Annotated in this window: 22 protein-coding genes and 2 pseudogenes; 15 read left to right on the top strand and 9 right to left on the bottom strand. The window is 74.6% G+C overall.

What is annotated here, in order from left to right; all coding sequences use genetic code 11:
* Window positions 1-90: 90 nt before the first annotated feature.
* From argB to argH, 6 genes are read left to right on the top strand one after another with little or no spacing between them, the layout of a single operon-like run.
* Window positions 91-978, top strand: coding sequence for an acetylglutamate kinase (gene argB, locus ACGFIZ_RS19500; RefSeq protein ID WP_393421071.1), 888 nt, complete (start codon window positions 91-93; stop codon window positions 976-978).
* Entirely contained in the window at window positions 975-2,243 is a 1,269-nt protein-coding gene (locus tag ACGFIZ_RS19495; RefSeq protein ID WP_393421069.1) for an acetylornithine transaminase, read from the top strand. The genes argB and ACGFIZ_RS19495 overlap by 4 nt, the downstream gene beginning before the upstream one ends.
* Window positions 2,240-3,166, top strand: a complete 927-nt coding sequence (gene argF, locus ACGFIZ_RS19490; RefSeq protein WP_393421067.1) for an ornithine carbamoyltransferase — start codon at window positions 2,240-2,242, stop codon at window positions 3,164-3,166. The genes ACGFIZ_RS19495 and argF overlap by 4 nt, the downstream gene beginning before the upstream one ends.
* Complete coding sequence (locus tag ACGFIZ_RS19485) at window positions 3,163-3,678, top strand: arginine repressor (protein WP_393421065.1); 516 nt, start codon at window positions 3,163-3,165, stop codon at window positions 3,676-3,678. The genes argF and ACGFIZ_RS19485 overlap by 4 nt, the downstream gene beginning before the upstream one ends.
* On the top strand, window positions 3,675-4,877 hold the full coding sequence (locus ACGFIZ_RS19480; protein WP_393421063.1) for an argininosuccinate synthase: 1,203 nt from the start codon (window positions 3,675-3,677) through the stop codon (window positions 4,875-4,877). Before ACGFIZ_RS19485 ends, ACGFIZ_RS19480 begins: the two co-directional genes overlap by 4 nt.
* A gap of 17 nt (window positions 4,878-4,894) precedes the next feature.
* Window positions 4,895-6,358, top strand: a complete 1,464-nt coding sequence (gene argH, locus ACGFIZ_RS19475; RefSeq protein ID WP_393421227.1) for an argininosuccinate lyase — start codon at window positions 4,895-4,897, stop codon at window positions 6,356-6,358.
* Window positions 6,359-6,455: 97 nt separating this feature from the next.
* Here argH and ACGFIZ_RS19470 read toward each other — a convergent pair whose 3' ends face one another.
* Complete coding sequence (locus tag ACGFIZ_RS19470; protein WP_393421061.1) at window positions 6,456-6,809, bottom strand: MmcQ/YjbR family DNA-binding protein; 354 nt, start codon at window positions 6,807-6,809, stop codon at window positions 6,456-6,458.
* A complete protein-coding gene (locus tag ACGFIZ_RS19465; protein WP_393421059.1) occupies window positions 6,809-7,249 on the bottom strand; it encodes a DNA-binding protein in 441 nt (146 codons plus the stop codon). The genes ACGFIZ_RS19470 and ACGFIZ_RS19465 overlap by 1 nt, the downstream gene beginning before the upstream one ends.
* A gap of 113 nt (window positions 7,250-7,362) precedes the next feature.
* Between ACGFIZ_RS19465 and ACGFIZ_RS19460 the strand changes: the two genes are divergently transcribed.
* The 4 genes and pseudogenes from ACGFIZ_RS19460 to ACGFIZ_RS19445 form a co-directional block, all read left to right on the top strand.
* Window positions 7,363-7,758, top strand: coding sequence for a VOC family protein (locus ACGFIZ_RS19460; RefSeq protein ID WP_393421057.1), 396 nt, complete (start codon window positions 7,363-7,365; stop codon window positions 7,756-7,758).
* Window positions 7,759-7,910: 152 nt separating this feature from the next.
* Entirely contained in the window at window positions 7,911-8,546 is a 636-nt protein-coding gene (locus ACGFIZ_RS19455) for a DNA-3-methyladenine glycosylase (RefSeq protein ID WP_393421225.1), read from the top strand.
* A gap of 179 nt (window positions 8,547-8,725) precedes the next feature.
* Window positions 8,726-9,544, top strand: a pseudogene (locus ACGFIZ_RS19450) (LLM class flavin-dependent oxidoreductase); the annotation flags it as partial.
* A pseudogene (locus ACGFIZ_RS19445) lies at window positions 9,541-10,155 on the top strand (CE1759 family FMN reductase); the annotation flags it as partial. The pseudogenes ACGFIZ_RS19450 and ACGFIZ_RS19445, both read left to right, overlap by 4 nt.
* A gap of 68 nt (window positions 10,156-10,223) precedes the next feature.
* On the opposite strand, the gene ACGFIZ_RS19440 reads toward ACGFIZ_RS19445, so the two are convergent.
* A complete protein-coding gene (locus ACGFIZ_RS19440) occupies window positions 10,224-11,129 on the bottom strand; it encodes a universal stress protein (RefSeq protein WP_393421055.1) in 906 nt (301 codons plus the stop codon).
* Between the two features lie 191 nt (window positions 11,130-11,320).
* Here ACGFIZ_RS19440 and ACGFIZ_RS19435 point away from each other — a divergent pair, with 191 nt between their 5' ends.
* Both ACGFIZ_RS19435 and ACGFIZ_RS19430 read left to right on the top strand, forming a co-directional pair.
* Window positions 11,321-11,887: a hypothetical protein gene (locus ACGFIZ_RS19435; protein ID WP_393421053.1), complete on the top strand. Its 567-nt coding sequence runs from the start codon at window positions 11,321-11,323 to the stop codon at window positions 11,885-11,887.
* 104 nt (window positions 11,888-11,991) lie between these two features.
* Window positions 11,992-12,471 (top strand): cyclic nucleotide-binding domain-containing protein, encoded by a 480-nt coding sequence (locus ACGFIZ_RS19430; RefSeq protein WP_393421051.1) that lies wholly within the window; start codon window positions 11,992-11,994, stop codon window positions 12,469-12,471.
* Here ACGFIZ_RS19430 and ACGFIZ_RS19425 read toward each other — a convergent pair.
* Window positions 12,380-14,620 (bottom strand): M48 family metalloprotease, encoded by a 2,241-nt coding sequence (locus tag ACGFIZ_RS19425; protein ID WP_393421049.1) that lies wholly within the window; start codon window positions 14,618-14,620, stop codon window positions 12,380-12,382. The genes ACGFIZ_RS19430 and ACGFIZ_RS19425 overlap by 92 nt on opposite strands.
* Window positions 14,617-15,123 carry a hypothetical protein gene (locus tag ACGFIZ_RS19420; protein WP_393421047.1) on the bottom strand — a complete coding sequence of 169 codons (507 nt, stop codon included), beginning with the start codon at window positions 15,121-15,123 and terminating at the stop codon, window positions 14,617-14,619. Before ACGFIZ_RS19420 ends, ACGFIZ_RS19425 begins: the two co-directional genes overlap by 4 nt.
* A 197-nt stretch (window positions 15,124-15,320) precedes the next feature.
* Here ACGFIZ_RS19420 and ACGFIZ_RS19415 point away from each other — a divergent pair, with 197 nt between their 5' ends.
* A complete protein-coding gene (locus ACGFIZ_RS19415; RefSeq protein ID WP_347671600.1) occupies window positions 15,321-15,803 on the top strand; it encodes a GNAT family N-acetyltransferase in 483 nt (160 codons plus the stop codon).
* Window positions 15,804-15,901: 98 nt separating this feature from the next.
* Window positions 15,902-16,540: a hypothetical protein gene (locus ACGFIZ_RS19410; RefSeq protein ID WP_393421045.1), complete on the top strand. Its 639-nt coding sequence runs from the start codon at window positions 15,902-15,904 to the stop codon at window positions 16,538-16,540.
* 137 nt (window positions 16,541-16,677) lie between these two features.
* Here the strand turns inward: ACGFIZ_RS19410 and ACGFIZ_RS19405 are convergent, their stop codons facing one another.
* From ACGFIZ_RS19405 to ACGFIZ_RS19390, 4 genes are all read right to left on the bottom strand, one after another.
* Window positions 16,678-16,995 (bottom strand): PRC-barrel domain containing protein, encoded by a 318-nt coding sequence (locus tag ACGFIZ_RS19405; protein ID WP_393421043.1) that lies wholly within the window; start codon window positions 16,993-16,995, stop codon window positions 16,678-16,680.
* Window positions 16,982-17,362, bottom strand: a complete 381-nt coding sequence (locus ACGFIZ_RS19400) for a hypothetical protein (RefSeq protein ID WP_393421042.1) — start codon at window positions 17,360-17,362, stop codon at window positions 16,982-16,984. The genes ACGFIZ_RS19405 and ACGFIZ_RS19400 overlap by 14 nt, the downstream gene beginning before the upstream one ends.
* Entirely contained in the window at window positions 17,359-18,585 is a 1,227-nt protein-coding gene (locus ACGFIZ_RS19395) for an NRAMP family divalent metal transporter (RefSeq protein WP_393421040.1), read from the bottom strand. The genes ACGFIZ_RS19400 and ACGFIZ_RS19395 overlap by 4 nt, the downstream gene beginning before the upstream one ends.
* Before the next feature lie 87 nt (window positions 18,586-18,672).
* Window positions 18,673-19,056 (bottom strand): PaaI family thioesterase, encoded by a 384-nt coding sequence (locus tag ACGFIZ_RS19390; RefSeq protein WP_393421223.1) that lies wholly within the window; start codon window positions 19,054-19,056, stop codon window positions 18,673-18,675.
* Window positions 19,057-19,164: 108 nt separating this feature from the next.
* Between ACGFIZ_RS19390 and tyrS the strand changes: the two genes are divergently transcribed.
* Entirely contained in the window at window positions 19,165-20,451 is a 1,287-nt protein-coding gene (gene tyrS, locus ACGFIZ_RS19385; RefSeq protein WP_393421221.1) for a tyrosine--tRNA ligase, read from the top strand.
* Window positions 20,452-20,884 lie beyond the last annotated feature (433 nt).

The following is a 20,884-nucleotide window of genomic DNA, read 5'->3' as shown; positions in this document are numbered from 1 at the left end:
GAGTCCCGCAGTCGCGAACAACGGGGGCATCGTGAGCGCGAGGAACGCAGCGGAGCGGAGTCCCGCAGTCGCGAACGGAAGGCCGGCGCAGTGAGTCTCTCCGCAAACCTCACCCGGGCCCAGGCCAAGGCCGAGGCGCTGATCGAGGCGCTGCCCTGGCTGGCCCGGTTCTCCGGCGCCACCGTCGTGGTCAAGTACGGCGGCAACGCCATGGTCGATCCCGAGCTGCAGCGGGCCTTCGCCGCCGACATGGTCTTCCTGCGCTACGCCGGCCTCCGGCCGGTCGTGGTGCACGGCGGCGGGCCGCAGATCTCGGCGATGCTCGGCCGGCTCGGCATCGACAGCGAGTTCCGGGGCGGCCTGCGGGTCACCACCCCGGAGGCGATGGACGTCGTCCGGATGGTGCTGGTCGGTCAGGTCGGCCGGGAACTGGTCGGCCTGATCAACGCGCACGGCCCGTTCGCCGTGGGCCTCTCCGGCGAGGACGGCGGCCTGTTCACCGCCGTGCGCCGCCCCGCGTACGTCGACGGGCAGCCGGTCGACGTCGGGCTGGTCGGCGACGTCGAGTCGGTGGACGTTTCCGCCGTGGCGGACCTGATCGCCGCCGGCCGCATCCCGGTGATCTCCACCGTCGCGCCGGACGCCGACGGGGTGCTGCACAACCTCAACGCCGACACCGCCGCCGCCGCGCTCGCGATCGCGCTGGACGCGCGCAAGCTCGTGGTCCTCACCGACGTGCCCGGGCTGTACGCGAACTGGCCCGACACCGACAGCCTGGTCAGCGAGATCAGCACCGACGAGTTGGCGAGGCTGCTGCCGTCCCTGGAGTCGGGGATGGTTCCCAAGATGGAGGCCTGCCTGCGGGCGGTGCGCGGGGGAGTGCCTGCCGCGCACATCGTCGACGGCCGGGTCGCCCACTCCACACTGCTCGAGGTCTTCACCTCGGAAGGATTCGGAACGATGGTGAGCGCTAAATGAGCACGCTCGTGGAGCGCTGGGGCGCGTCCCTGATGGACAACTACGGCACGCCGCCGCTCGCGCTGGTCTCCGGCGCCGGCGCCGTCGTGGTCGACGAGGCCGGCCGGGAGTACGTCGACCTGCTCGGCGGCATCGCGGTCAACGCCCTCGGCCACGCCCACCCGGCCGTGGTGGCCGCCGTGTCCCGGCAGGTCGCCACCCTCGGCCACGTGTCCAACCTGTTCGTGGCCGAGCCGCCGGTCGCCCTGGCCGAGCTGCTGCTGGCCCTGGCGGGCCGGCCCGGTCGGGTCTACTTCGCCAACTCGGGCGCGGAGGCCAACGAGGCGGCGTTCAAGCTGTCCCGGCGCACCGGCCGCACCCACGTGGTCGCCACCCACGGCGGGTTCCACGGCCGCACCATGGGGGCGCTCGCGCTGACCGGCCAGCCCGCCAAGGCCGACCCGTTCCGGCCGCTGCCGGGCGACGTCACCCACGTCCCGTACGGCGACGCCGCCGCCCTCGACGCGGCGGTCACCGACGCGACCGCCATGGTGATCCTGGAGCCGATCCAGGGCGAGAACGGGGTGGTCGTGCCCCCGGCCGGCTACCTCGCGGAGGCTCGCCGGATCACCGCCCGGCGCGGCGCGCTGCTGGTGCTCGACGAGGTGCAGACCGGCATCGGCCGTACGGGACACTGGTTCTACCACCAGGCCGAGGGCGTCGAGCCCGACGTCGTCACCCTCGCCAAGGGCCTCGGCGGCGGGCTGCCGATCGGCGCCTGCCTGGCGTTCGGGCGGGCCGCCGAGCTGCTCGGCCCCGGCTCGCACGGCAGCACCTTCGGCGGCAACCCGATCAGCTGCGCCGCCGCCCTCGCGGTGGTGTCCACCATCGCCGGCGAGGGGCTGCTCGACCACGTCAAGCGGGTCGGTGAGCGGCTGCGCCGGGGGATCGAGGCGCTCGGTCACCCCCTGGTCGGCCAGGTGCGCGGCGCCGGCCTGCTGCTCGGCGTCGTGCTCACCGCCGACGTGGCCGGCCCGGTGGCCGCCGCGCTGCGCGAGGCCGGGTTCCTGGTGAACCCGGTGCAGCCCGGGGTGGTCCGGCTCGCCCCGCCGCTGATTCTCACCGCCGAGCAGGCCGACGCGTTCCTGGCCGCCCTCCCCGCCGTCCTCGACGCCACGACGCGGGGAGCTGCGGCAGATCTTGGTACGAAACGGCCACCCGAGGGGCCGGATTCCGCCAAGATCTCGACCGCGTCGAGCCCGACCACGACGGAGACCATCGCATGACCCGCCACCTGCTGCGTGACGACGATCTCACGCCCGCCGAGCAGGCGGCCGTGCTCGACCTCGCCGCCCGGATGAAGGCCGAGCGGTTCGCCTACCGGCCGCTCGCCGGCCCGAGGTCGGTGGCGGTGCTGTTCGACAAGCAGAGCCTGCGCACCAGGATCTCCTTCGACGCGGGTATCGCGGAGCTGGGCGGGCATCCCCTCGTCGTGGACACCCAGGTGACCCACTTCGGGCGGGGCGAGTCCCTGGCCGACGCCGGCCGGGTGCTCTCCCGCTACGTCGCCGCGATCGTGCTGCGCACCCACGGCGACGACCGGATCGCCGAGGTCGCCGCGCACGCCACCGTGCCGGTGGTCAACGCGCTCACCGACGGGTTCCACCCGTGCCAGCTCCTGGCCGACCTGCTCACCGTCCGCGAGCGGTGCGGCGGCACGCACGGCCGGACCCTCGCGTACGTGGGGGACGCCGCGAACAACATGTCCCACTCGTACCTGCTGGCCGGGGCGACCGCCGGGATGCACGTCCGGGTCGCCGGGCCGGACGGGTTCGACCCCGACCCGGGCGTGGTGGCCCGGGCGGAGGAGATCGCCGCCGGCACCGGCGGGTCCGTACGCGTGCTGCGCGACCCGGTGCAGGCCGCCCGGGACGCCGACGTGCTGGCCACCGACACCTGGACCTCGATGGGCCAGGAGGCCGACGGGCTGGACCGGCTCACCCCGTTCCTGCCGTACCAGGTGAACAAGGCCCTGCTCGGGCAGGCCGCGCCGGACGCGATCGTGCTGCACTGCCTGCCGGCGCACCGGGGCGAGGAGATCACCGACGAGGTGCTCGACGGCCCGCAGAGCGCCGTGTTCGACCAGGCGGAGAATCGGCTGCACGCCCAGAAGGCGTTGCTGACGTTTCTCCTCGAGGACCGACCATGACCGCCCCGCTCACCCGCGCCGCCCGGCACGCCCGCATCGTCGAGCTGATCCGCGACCGGGCCGTCCGCTCGCAGACCGAGCTGGCCGACCTGCTCGCCGCCGAGGGCGCCCAGGTCACCCAGGCCACCCTCTCGCGGGACCTGAAGGAACTCGGCGCGGTCACCGCCCGCGGCGGCGACGGGCGCGCCGTGTACGTGATCCCGGAGGACGGCCACCGCCCGCTGCGTGAGGCCGAGGCGGCGCCCGCCCGACTCGTGCGCCTGCTGCGGGAGCTGCTCAACGAGGTGGACTCCAGCGGCAACATCACCGTGCTGCGCACCCCGCCGGGCGCGGCCCACTACCTGGCCAGCGCCCTGGACCGGGCGGGCCTGCCCGAGGTCGTCGGGACGATCGCCGGCGACGACACCGTCCTGGTCGTGGCCCGCGAGGCCGTCGGCGGGGCCGCGCTGGGCGAGAGGCTCGCCGCGTGGTCCCGCGGGGAGGGCAACCCGGAAGGGGGTACGACACCATGACCGAGCGGGTCGTCCTCGCGTACTCCGGAGGGCTGGACACCTCGGTGGCCATCCCGTACCTGGCGGAGCGGACCGGCGCGGAGGTGATCGCGGTCGCGGTCGACGTCGGGCAGGGCGGCGAGGACCTCGGGGTCATCCGGCAGCGCGCCCTCGACTGCGGCGCCGTCGAGGCCGAGGTGGTCGACGCCCGCGACGAGTTCGCCGCCGGGTACTGCCTGCCGGCGATCCGGGCCAACGCCCTCTACATGGACCGGTACCCGCTGGTGTCCGCGCTGTCCCGGCCGCTGATCGTCAAACACCTGGTGGCCGCCGCGCGCCGGCACGGCGGCACGATCGTGTCGCACGGCTGCACCGGCAAGGGCAACGACCAGGTGCGCTTCGAGGCCGGCCTGGGCGCGCTCGCCCCCGACCTCAGGGTCGTCGCCCCGGCCCGGGACTTCGCGTGGACCCGGGACAAGGCCATCGCGTACGCCGAGGAGAGGCGGCTGCCGATCGACGTGTCGGCGCGCTCGCCGTACTCGGTCGACCAGAACCTGTGGGGCCGGGCCGTGGAGACCGGCTTCCTGGAGGACATCTGGAACGCGCCCGTCGAGGCGTTGTACGCGTACACCGCCGACCCGGCCGAGGCGCGCGACCCCGACGAGCTGGTGATCACCTTCGACGCCGGCGTACCGGTCGCGATCGACGGCGAGACGGTCACCCCGTACCAGGCGGTCCTGGAGCTGAACCGGCGCGCCGGCGCCCAGGGCGTCGGCCGGCTCGACATGGTCGAGGACCGCCTCGTCGGCATCAAGAGCCGCGAGGTGTACGAGGCCCCGGGCGCGATCGCCCTGATCACCGCCCACCAGGAGCTGGAGGCGGTCACCGTCGAGCGGGACCTGGCCCGGTTCAAGCGCGGCGTCGAGCAGCGCTGGGCCGAGCTGGTCTACGACGGCCTGTGGTTCTCCCCGCTGAGGCGGGCCCTGGACGCGTTCATCGACGACGCCCAGCGGCACGTCTGCGGCGAGGTGCGGCTGACGCTGCACGGCGGCCGGGCCACCGTGACCGGGCGCCGCTCCGAGGCCAGCCTGTACGACTTCGGCATGGCCACCTACGACACCGGCGACACCTTCGACCAGTCGCTCGCCCGGGGCTTCGTGCAGCTGTGGGGCCTGCCCAGCAGGCTCGCCGCCGCGCGGGACGCCCGGTTGGGCGGGTGATCGGCGTGACAACCAGAATGGGCGACGTGGACGACAAGAGCCTCACCGAGAACAGCGCCGGAACCAACCGTACGAGCCTGTGGGGCGGGCGGTTCGCCGGCGGACCCGCCGAGGCCCTGGCCCGGCTGTCGGTCAGCGTGCAGTTCGACTGGCGCCTCGCTCCGTACGACATCGCCGGTTCCCGGGCCCACGCCCGGGTGCTGGCCCGCGCGGGCCTGCTCGACCCCGAGGAACTGGGGAAGATCCTGGCCGCGTTGGACGATCTGGAGGCCGCCTGCGCCTCCGGCGCGTTCCGCCCGACGGTCGACGACGAGGACGTGCACACCGCCCTGGAGCGGGGCCTGCTGGAACGCCTCGGCAGCCTCGGCGGCAAGCTGCGCGCCGGCCGCTCCCGCAACGACCAGGTCGCCACCGACCTGCGCCTCTACCTGCGCGACCACGCCCGGGGCGTGGCGGCCCGGCTGGTGGAGCTGGCCGACGCCCTGGTGGAGCAGGCCGAGCGGCACGTCGACACGGCCGCCCCCGGCATGACCCACCTCCAGCACGCCCAGCCGGTCACCTTCGGGCACTGGCTGCTGGCGCACGTGCAGCCGCTGCTGCGCGACCTGGCCCGGCTGCGCGACTGGGACCACCGGGCCGCGATCAGCCCGCTCGGCGCCGGCGCGCTGGCCGGTTCCGGCCTGCCGCTGGACCCGGTCGCGGTCTCCAAGGAGCTGGGCTTCCGCACGTCCTTCGCCAACTCGATGGACGCCGTCGCCGACCGGGACTTCGTGGCGGAGTTCCTGTTCGTCACCGCGATGATCGGGGTGCACCTGTCCCGCCTCGGCGAGGAGGTGGTGCTCTGGACGTCGCAGGAGTTCGGCTGGGTCGAGCTGGACGACGCGTTCGCCACCGGCTCGTCGATCATGCCGCAGAAGAAGAACGCGGACATCGCCGAGCTCGCCCGCGGCAAGTCGGGCCGGCTGGTCGGCGGCCTGATGAGCGTGCTCACCATGCTCAAGGGCCTGCCGATGACGTACGACCGGGACATGCAGGAGGACAAGGAGCCGGCCTTCGACGCGGTCGACACCCTGGAGCTGCTGCTGCCGGCCCTCGCCGGGATGATCTCCACGATGACGGTACGCGTCGACCGCCTCGTCGCCGCCGCGCCCGTCGGCTTCTCCCTGGCCACCGAGGTCGCCGACTGGCTGGTGCGCCGGGGCGTGCCGTTCCGCGACGCCCACGAGATCACCGGCAAGCTGGTGGCGCTCTGCGCCGCCCGGGACTGTGCCCTCGACGAGGTCTCCGACGCCGACCTGTCGGCCGTCAGCGAGCACCTCGACCCGTCGGTGCGCGACGTGCTGTCGGTCCGTTCCGCGCTCGCCGCGCGGACCACGCCCGGCTCCACCGGCCCCGGGCCGGTCGCCGACCAGCTCGCCGCCGCCGCCGACCAGCTCGCCGGCTGGCGGGAGTGGGCCGCCGAGCGGGTCGTGCCCCGCTGACACACGCCGGGCCGGGCGAGCGACCTGCGCCCGGCCCGCCGCGCGGAAAGAAGGGGTCCCTTGTCGACAAGGGACCCTTTCTTCGCTTCGGCCGTCGTCAGGGTGCCGCCGGGCGTTCCCGCTTCGGCAGCTTCGCCACCACCGCCTCGTACGAGCCGTCGACGGCCTCGCGCAGCTCGTCGTCCGGGATCGCCCCGTCCAGGCGCAGGCTGTTCCACCCCGACCGCCCGATGTACGCCGACGGGACCGCGTCGTCGGGGAACCGGTGCAGCCACTCGTCGGCGACCTCCCGGGTCGGGCCGCACTTCACGCCCACCCGGTTGCCCGTCTCCGACCCGAGGAAGGCGAAGATCTTGCTGCCGACCTTCACCACCACGTCGCCCTCCCACGGCTGGTCGAGCCAGGCGCCCGGCTTCGCCAGGCAGTACGCCAGCATCTCCGCGCGGTCCATCACGCCTCCTGTTGCCCGTCGGCACCGCCGCCGACGCGGCCGGTGAGTCGTTCGTAGCGCTGCCGGGCGGCCTGTGCCGTGCCGAGGCCCAGCCCGTGGGCGACGGCCTGCCAGGTCAGCCCCCGGTCCCGGGCGAGCCGCAGCAGCCCCGCCTCCAGCGCGTCCACCTCCGCCCGCAGGTGGGGGACGAGGGTGAGCGCGGCGACCAGGTCGGCGGCGTCCACCGGCTCCTCGTCGGGCGCGAGCTCGGCGCCGCCGGCGGCCAGCGCGGTCACCAGGGCCACCGCCTCGTACGGGTCCGGCACGTACGGGTGGGCGTAGCGCCGTCGGCGCGTGTCGTCGCCCGCGTGTCGCTCGGTTATCCGGGTGAGGGCGGCGTGGGTGCGGTGCGCCCGGGCCCGTCCGGCGTCCGGCACGGCGAACGGGTCCTGCTCGGTCATGCCGCCATCCGACCATGCAAACTAAGTGATGTCAACAAGATGTTTAACTCTAACGTCCTTGACTTATATAAGTAGACCCTGAAAGCTGGGCGACGAGGAGAAGGGGGAATCTCATGATCAAGGTGGCCGTCACCAGCGTCTTCGTCGACGACCAGGAGAAGGCGAAGCAGTTCTACACCGACGTGCTGGGCTTCGCGGTCAAGCACGACATCCCGCTCGGCGGGGACGCCCGCTGGCTCACCGTCGTCTCGCCGGCCGACCCCGAGGGCGTCGAGCTGCTGCTGGAGCCGAACGGCACGCCGATCGCCCAGGCGTACCAGCGCGGGCTGCGCGAGGCCGGCATTCCCGTGATGATCTTCGGGGTGGACGACCTGGCGAAGGAGCACGAGCGGCTCACCGGTCGCGGCGTCCGGTTCACCACCCCACCGACGCAGACCGGCCCGGTGCTCATGGCGATCTTCGACGACACCTGCGGCAACCTGGTGAACCTCCAACAGCCGCTCGGCTGAGCCCGACAGGCCTGGCCGATCGAGGAGGTTCTGTCACGCGGTGCCGGCACCCTGACGCGAACCTCTTGATCGTCGCCGACGGGTGGGGCGGCGGGCCGGATAGGGTCGGGGGCGTGAGCCGTGCCGTCCCGCCGCCCGCCCCCACGCCGGGGGTGACCGGCGCGTACCCCGACGGCGGGCCGGCGGGCGACCTCGCCGCGCTGCTCGCCGGCCCGGTGGTCCCGGCCGCCCGCGGCCTGCTCGGCTGCCTGCTGTCCGCCGGCGGTGCCACCGTCCGGATCACCGAGGTCGAGGCGTACGCGGGGACGGCCGGCGACCCCGCCTCGCACGCCCACCGCGGGCGTACGCCGCGCAACGCGGTGATGTTCGGCCCGGCCGGGCACGCCTACGTCTACTTCACCTACGGCATGCACTGGTGCGTGAACGTGGTCACCGGGCCGGACGGGGAGGCCTCCGCCGTCCTGCTGCGGGCCGGTGAGGTGGTCGAGGGCCTGGACGTCGTCCGCGCCCGGCGGCCCGCCGTACGCCGAGACGTCGACCTCGCCCGCGGCCCCGCCCGGCTCTGCGCCGCGCTCGGCATCGACCGCGCGGCGTACGGGTCCTACCTGCTCGGCGACGGGCCGGTACGGCTGCGCCCGGCGGTGCAGCCGGTGCCCGAGGCGGCCGTCGTGGCCGGCCCGCGGGTCGGGGTGACGGGTGCGCACGACGTGCCGTGGCGGTTCTGGATCGCCGGCGACCCCACCGTGAGCGCGTACCGCCGGCACGTGCCCCGCGCCGCCCGGCCCTGACGCCTGCCGCGCCCGCCGCGCCTGTCGCGCCCGCCGCGCCTGCCGCGCCCGCCGCGCCTGCCGCGCCTGCCGCGCCCGCCGCGCCTGTCGCGCCGCCATGTCGGCGACATGGGGCGGTCGTGGGCGGCCGGATCCCGCCATGCCGCCGACATGGCGCCCCCGGGAGGTCGGCCTCGACGTCCTCGCCGACCACCATGCTCGGCTGGATCGCGGCGCGCACCGAGCGGCTGCTGCTGTCCACCGCGACCACCCTGATCACCACCAACGACCCGGTGAAGATCGCCGAGGACTACGCGATGCTCCAGCACCTGGCCGACGGGCGCGTCGACCTGATGCTCGGCCGGGGCGACACCGGGCCGGTCTACCCCTGGTTCGGCCAGGACATCCGCAACGGCATCCCCCTCGCCGTCGAGAACTACGCCCTGCTGCACCGGCTGTGGCGGCCTACTACGGCGACGGCTTCTTCGCCAACCACATCTTCTGGCCCAAGGAGCACACCCAGCGGATGGTGGGGCTCTACCGGCAGCGCTTCGCCCACTACGGCCACGGCTCACCCGAGCAGGCGATCGTCCGGCTCGGCGGCCAGGTGTTCATGCGGAGGAACTCGCAGGACGCGGTCCGCGAGTTCCGGCCGTACTTCGACAACGCCCCGGTGTACGGGCACGGCCCGTCGATGGAGGAGTTCACGGCGCAGACCCCAGCTGACCGTGGGTAGCCCGCAGCAGGTGATCGACCGTACCCTGGGCTTCCGCGACTACGTCGGCGACTACCAGCGCCAGCTGTTCCTCGTCGACCACGCCGGCCTGCCGCTGAAGACGGTGCTGGAGCAGCTCGACATCCTCGGCGAGGAGGTGGTGCCGGTGCTGCGCCGCGAGTTCGCCGCGCTGCGCCCCGCCCACGTGCCCGAGGCGCCCGCCCACGCCTCGCGCAAGGCCGCCCGGGACGCGCGGACGGGCGACGCGACGCCGGCCGCCGCCGGGATGGAGGCCCGCCGGTGACCCGCCGCACCCTGGCCGTCGTGTCGGCCGGCCTCGGCCAGCCCTCGTCCACCCGGCTGCTCGCCGGCCAGCTCGCCGCGGCCGCCCGCGCCGAGCTGGCCGGCCGGGGCGTCGAGGCCGAGCTGCGCACGGTCGAGCTGCGCGACCACGCCCACGACGTGGTGAACAACCTGCGCACCGGCTTCCCGTCGCCCGCGCTGCGGCAGGCCCTGGACACCGTCGCCGGGGCCGACGGCGTCGTCGCGGTCACCCCGATCTTCAACGCGTCGTTCAACGGGCTGTTCAAGTCGTTCTTCGACGTGCTCGACGCCAAGGCGCTGGTGGACCGGCCGGTGCTCATCGCCGCCACCGGCGGCACGGCCCGGCACTCGCTGGCACTGGAGCACGCCGTCCGGCCGATGTTCGCGTACCTGCGGACGGTGGTCGTGCCCACGGCCGTCTTCGCCGCGCCCGAGGACTGGTCGGGCGGCACCGCCGACGGCGCGCTGCGCGGCCGGATCGTGCGGGCCGCGGCGGAGCTGGCCGAGCAGGTACGCCGCCGTCCGGCCGCTGTCCCGCCGGACCCGTTCGCGCTGACCACCAGCTTCGACGAGCTGCTCGCGGGCGACGACCGTCCCGGCCGCCCGGCTGACCGCGCGACGGCTCGTCCGGTCTGCCCGGGGACCGCGCGCCGGCCGGCTCAGTCCGCCCCGGCCTCGTACGGGTGGGCGACCAGCACCGGGCAGTGGGCGTGCTGCACCACCGCCTGGGCGACCGAGCCGAGCAGCAGCCCCGCGAAGCCGCCGCGCCCGCGCGTGCCCACCACCAGCAGGGCCGCGCCGCCGCTGGCCTCGACCAGCGCCCGCTCCGGCTTCGCCGCCCGGACCGGCCGTTCCTCGACCGCCAGGCCCGGATGCGCCGCCCGTACCTCCGTCGCCGCCCCGGCGAGCAGGTCGTCCGACTCAGCGAGCAGGTCGTCCGACTCGGCGCGGGACGCCGCCCCCGCCTCCCCGAGCGCGTCGGGCCCCGGCCACGCGTCGTCGGCCGCCCGGACGTGTACCAACGCCAGCGGGACGTCCCGGCGGGCCGCCTCGTCGGCGGCGAGGGCCACCGCGAGCCGCCCCCGCTCCGACCCGTCCACCCCGGCCAGCACCGGCCCGTCCACCGGGATCGGCTGCTCCGCGGGGCGCACCACCAGCACCGGGCAGTGCGCGTGCGCGGCGACCTGGGCGCCGACCGACCCCAGCAGCAGCCCGGCGAAGCCGCCCAGCCCCCGGCTGCCGACCACCACCAGCTCCGCCCGGCGGGACTCCTCCACCAGGCTGGCGGCGGGACCGCCGGTGACCTGGCGCACGCCGACGTCGAGGCTCGGCCAGCGCCGGCGCAGCCCGTCCGCCGCCTCCTCGAGCATCCGCCGGGACTCCCCGGTCGGCGCCGGCACCCCCAGGTCGTACGGGTTGAGCGGCACACCGTAGCCGAGCGGGTGCAGGTAGCCGTGCACCAGCAGCAGCGGACGGGACCGCCGACTGGCGGCCCGCGCGGCGTGCTCGGCGGCGGCCAGGCTGGACGGTGATCCGTCCACGCCCACCACGACAGGTCGGCTCATCAGCGCTCCCGGGTCCGATCAGAGACCATTGTCGACGCCCGGCCCGCCGACCTCCGGCATTTGCCCGGACACGCCGCCGCGTACGCCGCGCCGTGGCCACGTCGGACAGGAGTCGCGGCACCGCCGACGAGTCCACCGCCCCACACTGGTGATCTACTGGTCTGACCGTCACACGTCACTGGGGAATGGGTGTGAAGCGCATCGCCGCCTTGTTTCTGCTCGTACCGCTGCTTCTGTCGGGTTGCGTCGTGCCGTACGGCGGGGCTGACGCAACCCCCACGGTCAGAGCCCCAGTGGCGGACGGGTACGCGACCCTGGATGCCGCCGGCATCGAACAGATCAAGGCTTCCAGGGTGGCCCGCCTGGACATGACCTCGGGGCGGCTGACCAAGGAGAGCGTCGGCTTGGAAAGCGGCACGAGCCAGGCGCCGGACGTCCACATCACCGACGGAGTCATGGCGCTGGACATCGAAGGGCCCACCGGGACGATCAGCGCCAGGACGGACCGGCTGCGCCTGAACGGCATGAACACCAAGCCGGACTTCCGCGAGGTCACCTACTTCCTCACGGCCGAGTCCCTGACGGACTACAAGGCATCACGTACGACCTTCGTTACGACGGCTCGAAGGACGTCCAGGTCATCATTGTGCACGTCCACTCGGCCTGATACCTGTACGCCTACCCGACCGCCCCGCCCCCGACCCGCTGACCGGCCCGATCGGCGGCCGGAGAAGCCGCGCCGTGGCCGGGTCGGATAGGAGTCGGGACCCTCGACAACAGGGGCGGAAACGGGCACCGTGAGAGGGGCGGGACGCGGCGCCGGCCGGCGCCGCACCGGGCCACGCCGACGGAGGAAGACGCCATGATGACCCCGCTCGACATGCTCCGCGCCCACCCGTTCCTCGCCGGCGTGCCGGAGCCCTGGCTGATCCGGCTGACCGGATACGCCCGCCCGGTCGTCTGGCACCCCGGCCACCGGCTGTTCCGCGCCGGCCAGCCCGCCGAGCGGTTCTGGCTGGTCCGCGGCGGGGAGGTGGCGCTGGACGTGCCCGTGCCCGGCCGGGGCGACGTCGGGATCGAGGCGATCGGCCCCGGGGGCGTGCTGGGCTGGTCGTGGCTGTTCCCGCCGTACCGGTGGCAGTTCGGGGCGGTCGCCGTGCAGCGCAGCACCGCCGTCGAGTTCACCGCCGCCGGGGTACGCCGACTGATGGAGTCCGACGACGCGTTCGGCCGGCAGCTCACCACCCGCTTCATGAGCGTGGTGGTGGACCGTCTCCAGGCGGCCCGGGTGCGCCTGCTCGACCTGTACGGCTACCCGACGGCCCTGCCCCCGACGGGCTGACCGGCCCGGCGTCGAGCCGGACCGGGCGGCCGGCGGCGACCCGTTGCCGGGGCCGGAGCGGCGGCCGGCCGGTCCGGCCGGAGCGCAGCCGGGCCGCCAGCGCGCGGACGCCCAGCGTGGCCACCGCGGCCAGCAGCGCGAGGGCCAGCACCTCGCCCAGCAGGACGCCGGACTGGTAGCGCAGGTTCTCCACGCCCAGCGCCACGGGCTCGCGGGCGGCATCGATCAGCCGGAAGATCAGCCCCGCCGTGGCGACGGCCAGCGCGGCGCCGCCCGCCAGCGGGCCGGCCAGGCCGACCGGGGCCGTGGCGGCCACCGCCACGGCGACCAGCAGGGCCGCCTGGAGCACCAGCGCCGACCCGGTGCTCAGCCGGGGGTCCAGCCGGGACCAGTCCGCCGCGAGCGCGTCGGCCCCGGGCAGCAGCGGCAGCGCCGCCAGCAGCGCGCCGGCGAGCGTGACCGTCCCGGCCGTACGCAGCACCGCCCGGGACGGCCGGGTCCGACGTACCGCGACGGTCAGCAGGGTCACCGTCGCCAGCACCAGCATGGCGGCCACCCACGGGGAGGCCAGGCCGGCGACCGCGATCCGGAACAGGCCCCACGGCCCGCATCCGGCCAGGTGCTCGCAGCCGACCTCGTTGGTCCGGTACCGCAGCAGCGTCTCCCAGAACAGCACCAGGGCGCCGGCCGCGACCGGCAGCGCCGCCACGAGCAGGACGCCGGGGACCCGCCCCGTCGACCGGAGCGGTCGGACGGTGGCCGTCAGCCAGTGGCACAGCGCCACCCCGGCCGCGGCGGCCAGGGCCAGGCCCGCCAGCGGCGGTGGACCCGCCGGCGCGGTCCGGTACAGCAGCGGCGCGTACGGCGCCAGGAACAGCCCGGCGACCAGCCCGACCGCGAACACCAGTCCGATCCGCCACGGCCGGACCGGACGGCCGGTGAGCCGTCGGCCCCGGGCGTCCCGCGACACCCCCAGGGCCAGGAACAGCCCGGTGGGCAGCCCGGCCGCCCCCAGCAGGGCCAGCAGCGGGATCCAGGACACCGCGTCCGACGGGCCCGGCGGCTCCAGCACCTCCTGGTACACGAGCAGATCGAGGAAGGCCTGCACGTTGGTCAGCCCGACGGCGGTGAAAACCCCGCCCGCCAGGACCTGGCCGAGAGGGAACGCCAGCACGGTGGCGCCGCCGTCGATCTCCGCGAGCCGGGCCGCCACCGTCGGATGCCGGCTCAGCAGGTGCTCCCGCAGGCCGCGGCGGCGTTCCCGGCCGCCGTGCAGGGCCGCCCGGATGCCGGCCGGGTCGCCGCCCGCCGCCCGCACGTCGGCCTGGTGCTCCCGGGTCCGGAAGAACGCCCGGGCGACCAGCTCGGCGGCGACCGCCAGCAGCGCGGCCCGTACGAGCACCCCGACCACGGCGCCCGGGCTCAGCGGTCGCTCCGCCCACGCCAGCTCGGCGACAAGCAGCAGGCCGGTCAGTAGCGCCGCCGTCCGGGTGGAAATCCGCAGGGAGCTGGCGAAGTGGTGCCGCAGCAGGTCCCGGTTCTGGACGTGGGCCAGCTCGTGCCGCAGCACGGCCTCGAAGACCTGCCGCCCCGCCGCGCCCTTGCCGGGCAGGGCCAGCAGCTCCGGGCCGCACGCCACGTACGGCTTCGCCCCGGTTCCGCCGGTGAACGCCCGCCGGCCGAGCCTCGGGCCGAGCACCACGGGCACCGGCCGGGGCAGCGCGACGGAGGCGAGCATCCGGGCGATCACCGCCTCGGCGGCGGGGAACATCCCCGGCACCAGCGGCCGGGTGCGGCGTCGGTGCAGCCGGCTCTGCCAGAGGAACAGCGCGGCCCCGGGCACGACGAGCAGGTTGAAGAAGTTCGACATCCGCGGCAGCATGCCGGAGCACGGGTAGTCGAAGACGTTGCTCAGCCCGCACCCCGGCGGCACCAGCACGGTCAGCCCGAAGGTCGTGGCGAGCAGCGCCGCCGTGGTGAACACCAGCACCGCGAGCGGCGCCAGTAGGAAGCCGGTGTCGGCGGGCCGGCCGTACAGCGACGCCGGATCCACGTCGGGCCGGTCGCTCAGCGAGCCCGCCTCCCCGTCGGTCTCGTCGCCGTCGCCGGGCATCCGTCCGGACGGGTCCGCACCCGTCGGACCGCTCACGTCTCCGGCTTCCCGGCGAGCGCCAGCGCGCCCACCACCGCGTCGGCGATGGCCCCGGCCAGGGCCGGCTCGACGCCCAGCGCGGCGGCCCGGTCGGCGGCCACCGCCCGCACCTCGGCGAGCTGGTCCCGCGACCACCGCGGCCGGGCCGCCTCCGGCGCCCCCTCCGGCGCCGGCGCCTGCGCCGGGCGGCGCCGGAACGCCGCGAGCAGCCGCCGGGTGGCCCCGCCGCCGAGCTGCTCCAGCTCCCCCTCGGCGCCCCGCAGCAGCGCGGCCGTCACGGTGGCGCAGACCAGGGTGACCACCGGGGTGACGGTGGCCACGGCCTCCGTCACCCCGAACTCCAGTCGCCCACCCTCGACCGAGGCGTCCACCCCGGACAGGTACGGGCCGGCTAGCAGGTCGAAGGACGGCAGCTCGTCGGGGGCGAGCCGGGCCACCACCGCACGGGCCAGGGCGGCGGTCCGGTCGAGGTTCTCGGGGCGGGATGGGATGGGCGCCATGCACCATTAGTAACTGGCCCACGCACTCCCGGCCATCATCGCCCTGCTGCCGGCCCCGCCACGCTCGACGACCAAGAGGTTCGCGTCACCGCCCGGCCGGAATCCGACGCAAACCTCTTGATCAACCCGCCGGGGCGGGCGACGTCAACGCCGCCGGGGTGCGGCGGCGGCAGGGCGCCAACCGGTAGCCTGCGGCGGTGACCGAGGACCTGCGCCTGCGCCCGGTGCGCGACGACGACCTGCCGCACTTCTTCGCCTTCGAGCAGGACCCGGAGGCCAACTGGATGGCCGCCTTCGGCCCCGCCGACCCGACGGACCGGGCGGCGTTCGACGCGCACTGGCGGCGCATCCGCGCCGACCCGAGGATCGTCAACCGCACGATCACCGTCGACGGCGCGGTCGTCGGCCACGTCGCCGCGTTCCCCGTCGACGAGCGGACCGAGGTCAGCTACTGGATCGACGGCACCCGCTGGGGCCGCGGCTACGCCACCCGGGCCCTGGCCGCGCTGCTGGCCGAGCTGCCCCAGCGCCCGGTGCACGCCCGCGCCGCCAAGGACAACGCCGCCTCCCTCGCCGTCCTGCGCAAGTGCGGCTTCGTCGTGTGCGGCGAGGACAAGGGGTACGCCAACGGCCGCGGCACCGAGGTCGAGGAGTACGTCCTCGAACTCGCCGGCCGGTGACCCGCCGGCCGTTTCACCCGGCCTGCCGCGCCGGCCGTCCCGTCGTGGGCATCCGGCCGGCGGAGGCGCGCTGAACTGGTGCGCACTACTCTCGCGGGGTGAACTGGCTGGACATGATCGGCTGGACCGGCTCCGCACTGCTGGTCTGGTCCCTGCTGCAGGCGCGCATCCTCCGGCTGCGCGCGCTGAACCTCGTCGGCTGCTTCGTGCTGATCGGCTACAACGCCGCCCTCGAGGTCTGGCCGATGGTCGGGCTGAACGTCGTCCTCGCCGTGATCAACCTGTGGTACCTGCGGGGAATGCTCGCCACCCGGCACGACGCGCGGACGTACCAGGTGGTCGAGGTCGGCGTCGACGACCAGTTCCTCGCCCACACCCTGCGGGTGCACGCCGCCGACATCGCCCGGTTCAACCCCGGCTTCCGCTTCGACGAGTTCGACGCGCACACCGGCGGGCGCTCCGCGTTCCTCGTCCTGCGTACCGACGAGGTCGTCGGGGTGGTCCTCGCCCACGCCGAGGGCGACGTCGTCCAGGTCGACCTGGACTACGTGACCCAACGGTTCCGCGACTTCACCCCCGGCGAGTTCGTCTACCGGCGCAGCAGCCTGTTCACCGAACGCGGCTACCGCCGGGTGGTCAGCCCGCCCGGCATGATCGCCCCCTACTACCACCGGCTCGGCTTCCGCCCCGAGGGCGGCTCGTACGTGCTGGACCTGCCACGGCCCACGCCGGCCTGACCGGCGCCCCGGCCGGGAGGATTCGCCGGCGCGCCCGCGGGGCACCTACAGCCCTACGCCGCCCCGGTCCTCGACCCGGCCCCACGGCTGAACCTCGCCGCGAGCGGCGCGGGACGGCCCGGCGGCCGGCGGGACGCTCAGCCCCGGCCGCCGCCCGGCTCACCGAACGGGAAGCCGGGCACCGAAGGGACCAACCGGACCACGTCCGCCGGCACCTGCCGGCTGCCCCGGCTGAGCAGCCGCGCCACGCCGCGGATCAGCCACGGCCCGGACGGGTGCCGCTCCGGCCCGATCAGCCGGCCGCTCATCCCGCCGTACCAGTGCCGGGCGACCACCAGGTCCGTCAGCCGCAGCCGCCCGTCCGGGCCGCCGCGCACCACCAGGTCCACCACCCGCCCCAGCCGCCGGCCGTGCAGGTCGTACGCCGTGCGGCCGAGCAGCTCACCCGCTCGCACGCCCGGCCCCCGGAATCCGGTCGATCAGGTGCCGGCGCAGCCAGGCCTCGACGGGGGAGGGGGGCAACTCGTCCAGCGGCACCCGCAGCCGCACCGCGCTGTCCACCCGCTCCACCAGCCCGTACGGGATGCGCACCGGGGCCGCCGGCAGGTCCTCGACGAACTGCTGGGCCACCGCCACCAGCAGCCGTCCGACCCGCCCGCCGATCCGCTGCCCCAGCGCCACCTGCCCGGTCAGCAGGGCGTGCACGTACGGCACGCCGTCGGCGTCGGAGGCGAACTCGACGTCGTCGACCTTGCCGACCAGCCGCCCGTCCCGGTCCACGATCTGCCGGTCGAGCAGCCGCCCGTTGAGCTGGAGCCTCACCGGCCCATCCCGGTCGCCACCGCCAGCGGGATCGCCGCCACCGACGCGGCGACGATCACCAGCAGGAACACCGACCCGAGCAGGTTCACCAGCCGCCCGTTGACCCGGTCGCCCAGGTACGTCCGGTCGTTCGCCACGATCAGGATCGGCAGGTACGTCAGGGGCAACACCACCGCGCTGAGCACCAGCATGTACTCGGTGAGCCGGATCGGGTCGACGGTGGTGAGCAGCATCAGCACCCCGAGCAGCACGCTGACGAGCAGCACGGCGTGGAACCGGGCCGCCTCCCGCGGCCGGACCCACTTGCCCCACTGCCAGCCGAAGTACTGCGCCGCCGCGTACGCCGCCGACAGCCCGGTCTCCAGGGCCGCGCCGAAGGTCACCGCGAAGAACGCCACCACCGCCACCGCCAGGCCCACGCCCCCGAACGCCAGCACCACCGGGTGCGCCACCTGTTCGAGGGAGTCCAGCGTCACCCCCGCCGGATGGAACACCACCGCCGCGGTGGCGATCAGCGACAGGGCGAGGAACCCGCCGACCGGGAAGCCGATCAGCACGCTGGACCGGGCGTTGGCCAGGTCCGCGCTGCCCCAGCGCTCCTCCACCCCGCCGGAGGAGAAGAAGAACACCTCGTACGGGCTGACGGTGGAGGCGAACAACGCCACCGCGACGAACCAGTACGCCCCCCAGCCGTGCCCCGCCGCGCCGCCGTGCACCACCCCCCGGCCCAGCGCCGCCCAGTCGGTCGGCAGCCAGAGCAGCGCCACGGCGAACACCACCAGCGCCAGCCCGGCGAGCCCGAACACCCGCTCCATCACCTGGAACCCCACCCGCCACAGCACGAGCCAGACCGCGAGGGCGGCCACCGGCACCCACGCCAGGTAGCTCAGCCCCGACGCCAGTTGCAGGGCCAGCGCCACGCCGCCGAGCTCCGCCGCCAGCGTCAGCACGGTCACCAGGTACGACGCCACCAGGTTGAGCAGCGCCACCCGTGGGCCCAGCCGCTCCCGTACCAGGTCGAACACCGCCCGCCCGCTGACCGCCGCGATCCGTCCGGCCATCTCCGCGTACGCGCAGATGCCGGCCACCCCGAGCAGCAGCACCCAGGCGTGCGCCATGCCGAAGCGGGCGCCCGCCTGACTCGCCGCCACCAGGTCGCCGACGTCCACGAAGCCGCCGACGGCGGAGAGGATGCCGAGCGTGGCGGCGAAAAGCCTCCTCACGCCGGACGCGATTCGGGTCGTCTCATCGCCGCGACCCTAACCGGCGAAACCGCTACTTTCGCCCTGAACCGGGCATTGGCGGACGGCTCAGGCGGGCGGGAGGTTCTGCAACCGGACCTGTCCGCGCGACACCAGCCGGCCCGCCTCGTCGGTGATCTCCACCTGCCACAGCTGCTGGCTGCGGCCCCGGTGCACCGGGGTGCCGACGGCGGTCAGCTCCCCCTCGCGGACCGCGCGCAGGAAGTCCGTCTGGTTGGACACGCCCACCACCCGGCCCTTGTCGCCGAGCCAGTGCGACCCACCGACGCTCGCCGCCGTCTCCACCACCGCGCAGTACACCCCGCCGTGCTGGATCCCGTGCGGCTGGTGCAGCTCCGGGCGGACCCGCCACCGGATCACGACCTTGTGCCCGCTCACCTCGCCGAACTCCAGGCCGAGCAGGGCCACGAAACCACCGGTCAGGTCCGGCATCTCCACGACGCTCCTCCTCGCATCCGCGCAGCGGGCCCAGCCTAACGGCAGTGATCAGCGCGAAACCGGGTGCGGCGGGCCCCGGGGGATGGGGGAGAATCGGTGACCGTGACCGACAGCAGCCTCCCGCCGTCCGGGCGGGACTCCCTGACCGAAGACCTGCAGTGGCGAGGCCTGATCCAGGACTCGACCGGCCCCGACGAGCTGCGCGCGCTGCTCGACGGCCCTGCCGCCACCTTCTACGTGGGCTTCGACCCGACGGCGGCCAGCCTGCACGTCGGCCACCTCATGCAGGTCATCACCGCCCGCCGGCTCCAGCTCGCGGGGCACCGGCCGCTGCTGCTCGTGGGCGGGGCCACCGGGCAGATCGGTGACCCGAAGGAGAGCGCCGAGCGGTCGCTCAACCCGCCCGAGGTGGTCGCCGGCTGGGTGGCCCGCATCCGCGAGCAGCTCGCCCCCTTCGTCTCGTACGCGGGGGACAACGCCGCGCAACTGGTGAACAACCTGGACTGGACCGGCGAGATGTCGGTGGTCGAGTTCCTCCGGGACGTCGGCAAGCACTTCCCGGTGAACAAGATGCTGGCCCGGGAGGTGGTGAAGGCCCGGTTGGAGAGCGGCATCAGCTTCACCGAGTTCAGCTACCAACTGCTCCAGGCCAACGACTTCTACGAGCTGCACCGCCGGCACGGCTGTCAGCTCCAGTTCGGCGGCTCCGACCAGTGGGGCAACATCACCGCCGGCGTGGACTACGTCCGCCGCCGGGGGGCCGGGCCCGTGCAAGCCTTCGTCACCCCGCTGGTGACCAAGGCCGACGGCACGAAGTTCGGCAAGACCGAGGGCGGCGCCGTCTGGCTCGACCCGGAGCTGACCAGCCCGTACGCGTTCTACCAGTTCTGGCTCAACGCCGACGACCGGGACGTGACCCGCTACCTGCGCTACTTCAGCTTCCGCTCCCGGCAGGAGATCGAGCAGCTGGAGAAGGAGACCGCGGAACGGCCGCAGGCCCGGCTCGCCCAGCGGGCCCTCGCCGAGGAGCTGACCTCGCTGGTGCACGGCGAGCGTGAGATGGCCCAGGCGGTCGTCGCCAGCCAGGCGCTGTTCGGCCGCGGGTCGCTGGACGACCTCTCCCCGGAGACGCTGCGGGCCGCCCTCACCGAGGCCGGCCTGGTCCACCTCGCCGAGCTGCCCGACGTGGCCGGCCTGCTGAAGGAGTCGGGCCTGGTGCCGAGCACGAAGGAGGCCCGGCGGGTCATCGCCGAGGGCGGCGCGTACGTGAACAACCGGCGGATCGCCGAGGTCGACGCGACGGTGGGCCCGGAGGACCTGCTGCACGGCCGGTACCTGGTGCTGCGCCGCGGCAAGAAGTCCTTCGCCGGGGTGGAGCTGCGCCGATAGTGGCGTACGCAGACGTGTGACGCGGGACGCCCCCGCCGGATTTGACGATCAATCCGGCGGGGGCGTAACTTTTCCTCTGCCAGCGCGGAACGGACGAATCAGGGCGAATCCCTGAAGGCCGGGCGCGGGAATGAGCTTCGGGCCGCGGGGGTTGTATCTCCTCGCGAGTCCGTGCCGGGCGGGGCCCCGGATCTGCCGGAGGGCGGATTTGGTGGGGCGGAGCCGACCGGGTATGGTTCATCGCCGGTGGGGAACCGGGCGAGCTGCGGGCTACCGCGGCGGCCGGCCTACCGGAAGTCATGGAATGGATACGGCGACAGCCGCATTGGTTCCGTGGCGCCCGTGATTCGGGTGGAAGCGGGTCAGATCGGGAGGGTCCGGTTTGACAGGGCGGAAACCGGCGGGTAACGTAGTAAAAGTGCCCGGCGCGAGA

Source organism: Micromonospora sp. NPDC048830 (assembly GCF_043198215.1).
In the GTDB taxonomy this organism is placed as follows: domain Bacteria; phylum Actinomycetota; class Actinomycetes; order Mycobacteriales; family Micromonosporaceae; genus Micromonospora.
The sequence above is the reverse complement of the archived record's forward strand: the minus strand, read 5'-3'. Positions and strand labels throughout refer to the sequence as shown.

What these genes read in the sequence shown, in the direction of transcription:
- ACGFIZ_RS19430 (WP_393421051.1), top strand. Translation starts at nt 11,992, where the DNA reads ATGATGACCCCGCTCGACATGCTCCGCGCCCACCCGTTCCTCGCCGGC.
- argF (WP_393421067.1), top strand. Translation starts at nt 2,240, where the DNA reads ATGACCCGCCACCTGCTGCGTGACGACGATCTCACGCCCGCCGAGCAG.
- ACGFIZ_RS19440 (WP_393421055.1), bottom strand. Translation starts at nt 11,129, where the DNA reads ATGAGCCGACCTGTCGTGGTGGGCGTGGACGGATCACCGTCCAGCCTG.
- ACGFIZ_RS19420 (WP_393421047.1), bottom strand. Translation starts at nt 15,123, where the DNA reads ATGGCGCCCATCCCATCCCGCCCCGAGAACCTCGACCGGACCGCCGCC.
- ACGFIZ_RS19390 (WP_393421223.1), bottom strand. Translation starts at nt 19,056, where the DNA reads ATGCCGGACCTGACCGGTGGTTTCGTGGCCCTGCTCGGCCTGGAGTTC.
- argH (WP_393421227.1), top strand. Translation starts at nt 4,895, where the DNA reads ATGGGCGACGTGGACGACAAGAGCCTCACCGAGAACAGCGCCGGAACC.
- ACGFIZ_RS19495 (WP_393421069.1), top strand. Translation starts at nt 975, where the DNA reads ATGAGCACGCTCGTGGAGCGCTGGGGCGCGTCCCTGATGGACAACTAC.
- ACGFIZ_RS19485 (WP_393421065.1), top strand. Translation starts at nt 3,163, where the DNA reads ATGACCGCCCCGCTCACCCGCGCCGCCCGGCACGCCCGCATCGTCGAG.
- ACGFIZ_RS19465 (WP_393421059.1), bottom strand. Translation starts at nt 7,249, where the DNA reads ATGACCGAGCAGGACCCGTTCGCCGTGCCGGACGCCGGACGGGCCCGG.
- ACGFIZ_RS19460 (WP_393421057.1), top strand. Translation starts at nt 7,363, where the DNA reads ATGATCAAGGTGGCCGTCACCAGCGTCTTCGTCGACGACCAGGAGAAG.
- ACGFIZ_RS19480 (WP_393421063.1), top strand. Translation starts at nt 3,675, where the DNA reads ATGACCGAGCGGGTCGTCCTCGCGTACTCCGGAGGGCTGGACACCTCG.
- ACGFIZ_RS19470 (WP_393421061.1), bottom strand. Translation starts at nt 6,809, where the DNA reads ATGGACCGCGCGGAGATGCTGGCGTACTGCCTGGCGAAGCCGGGCGCC.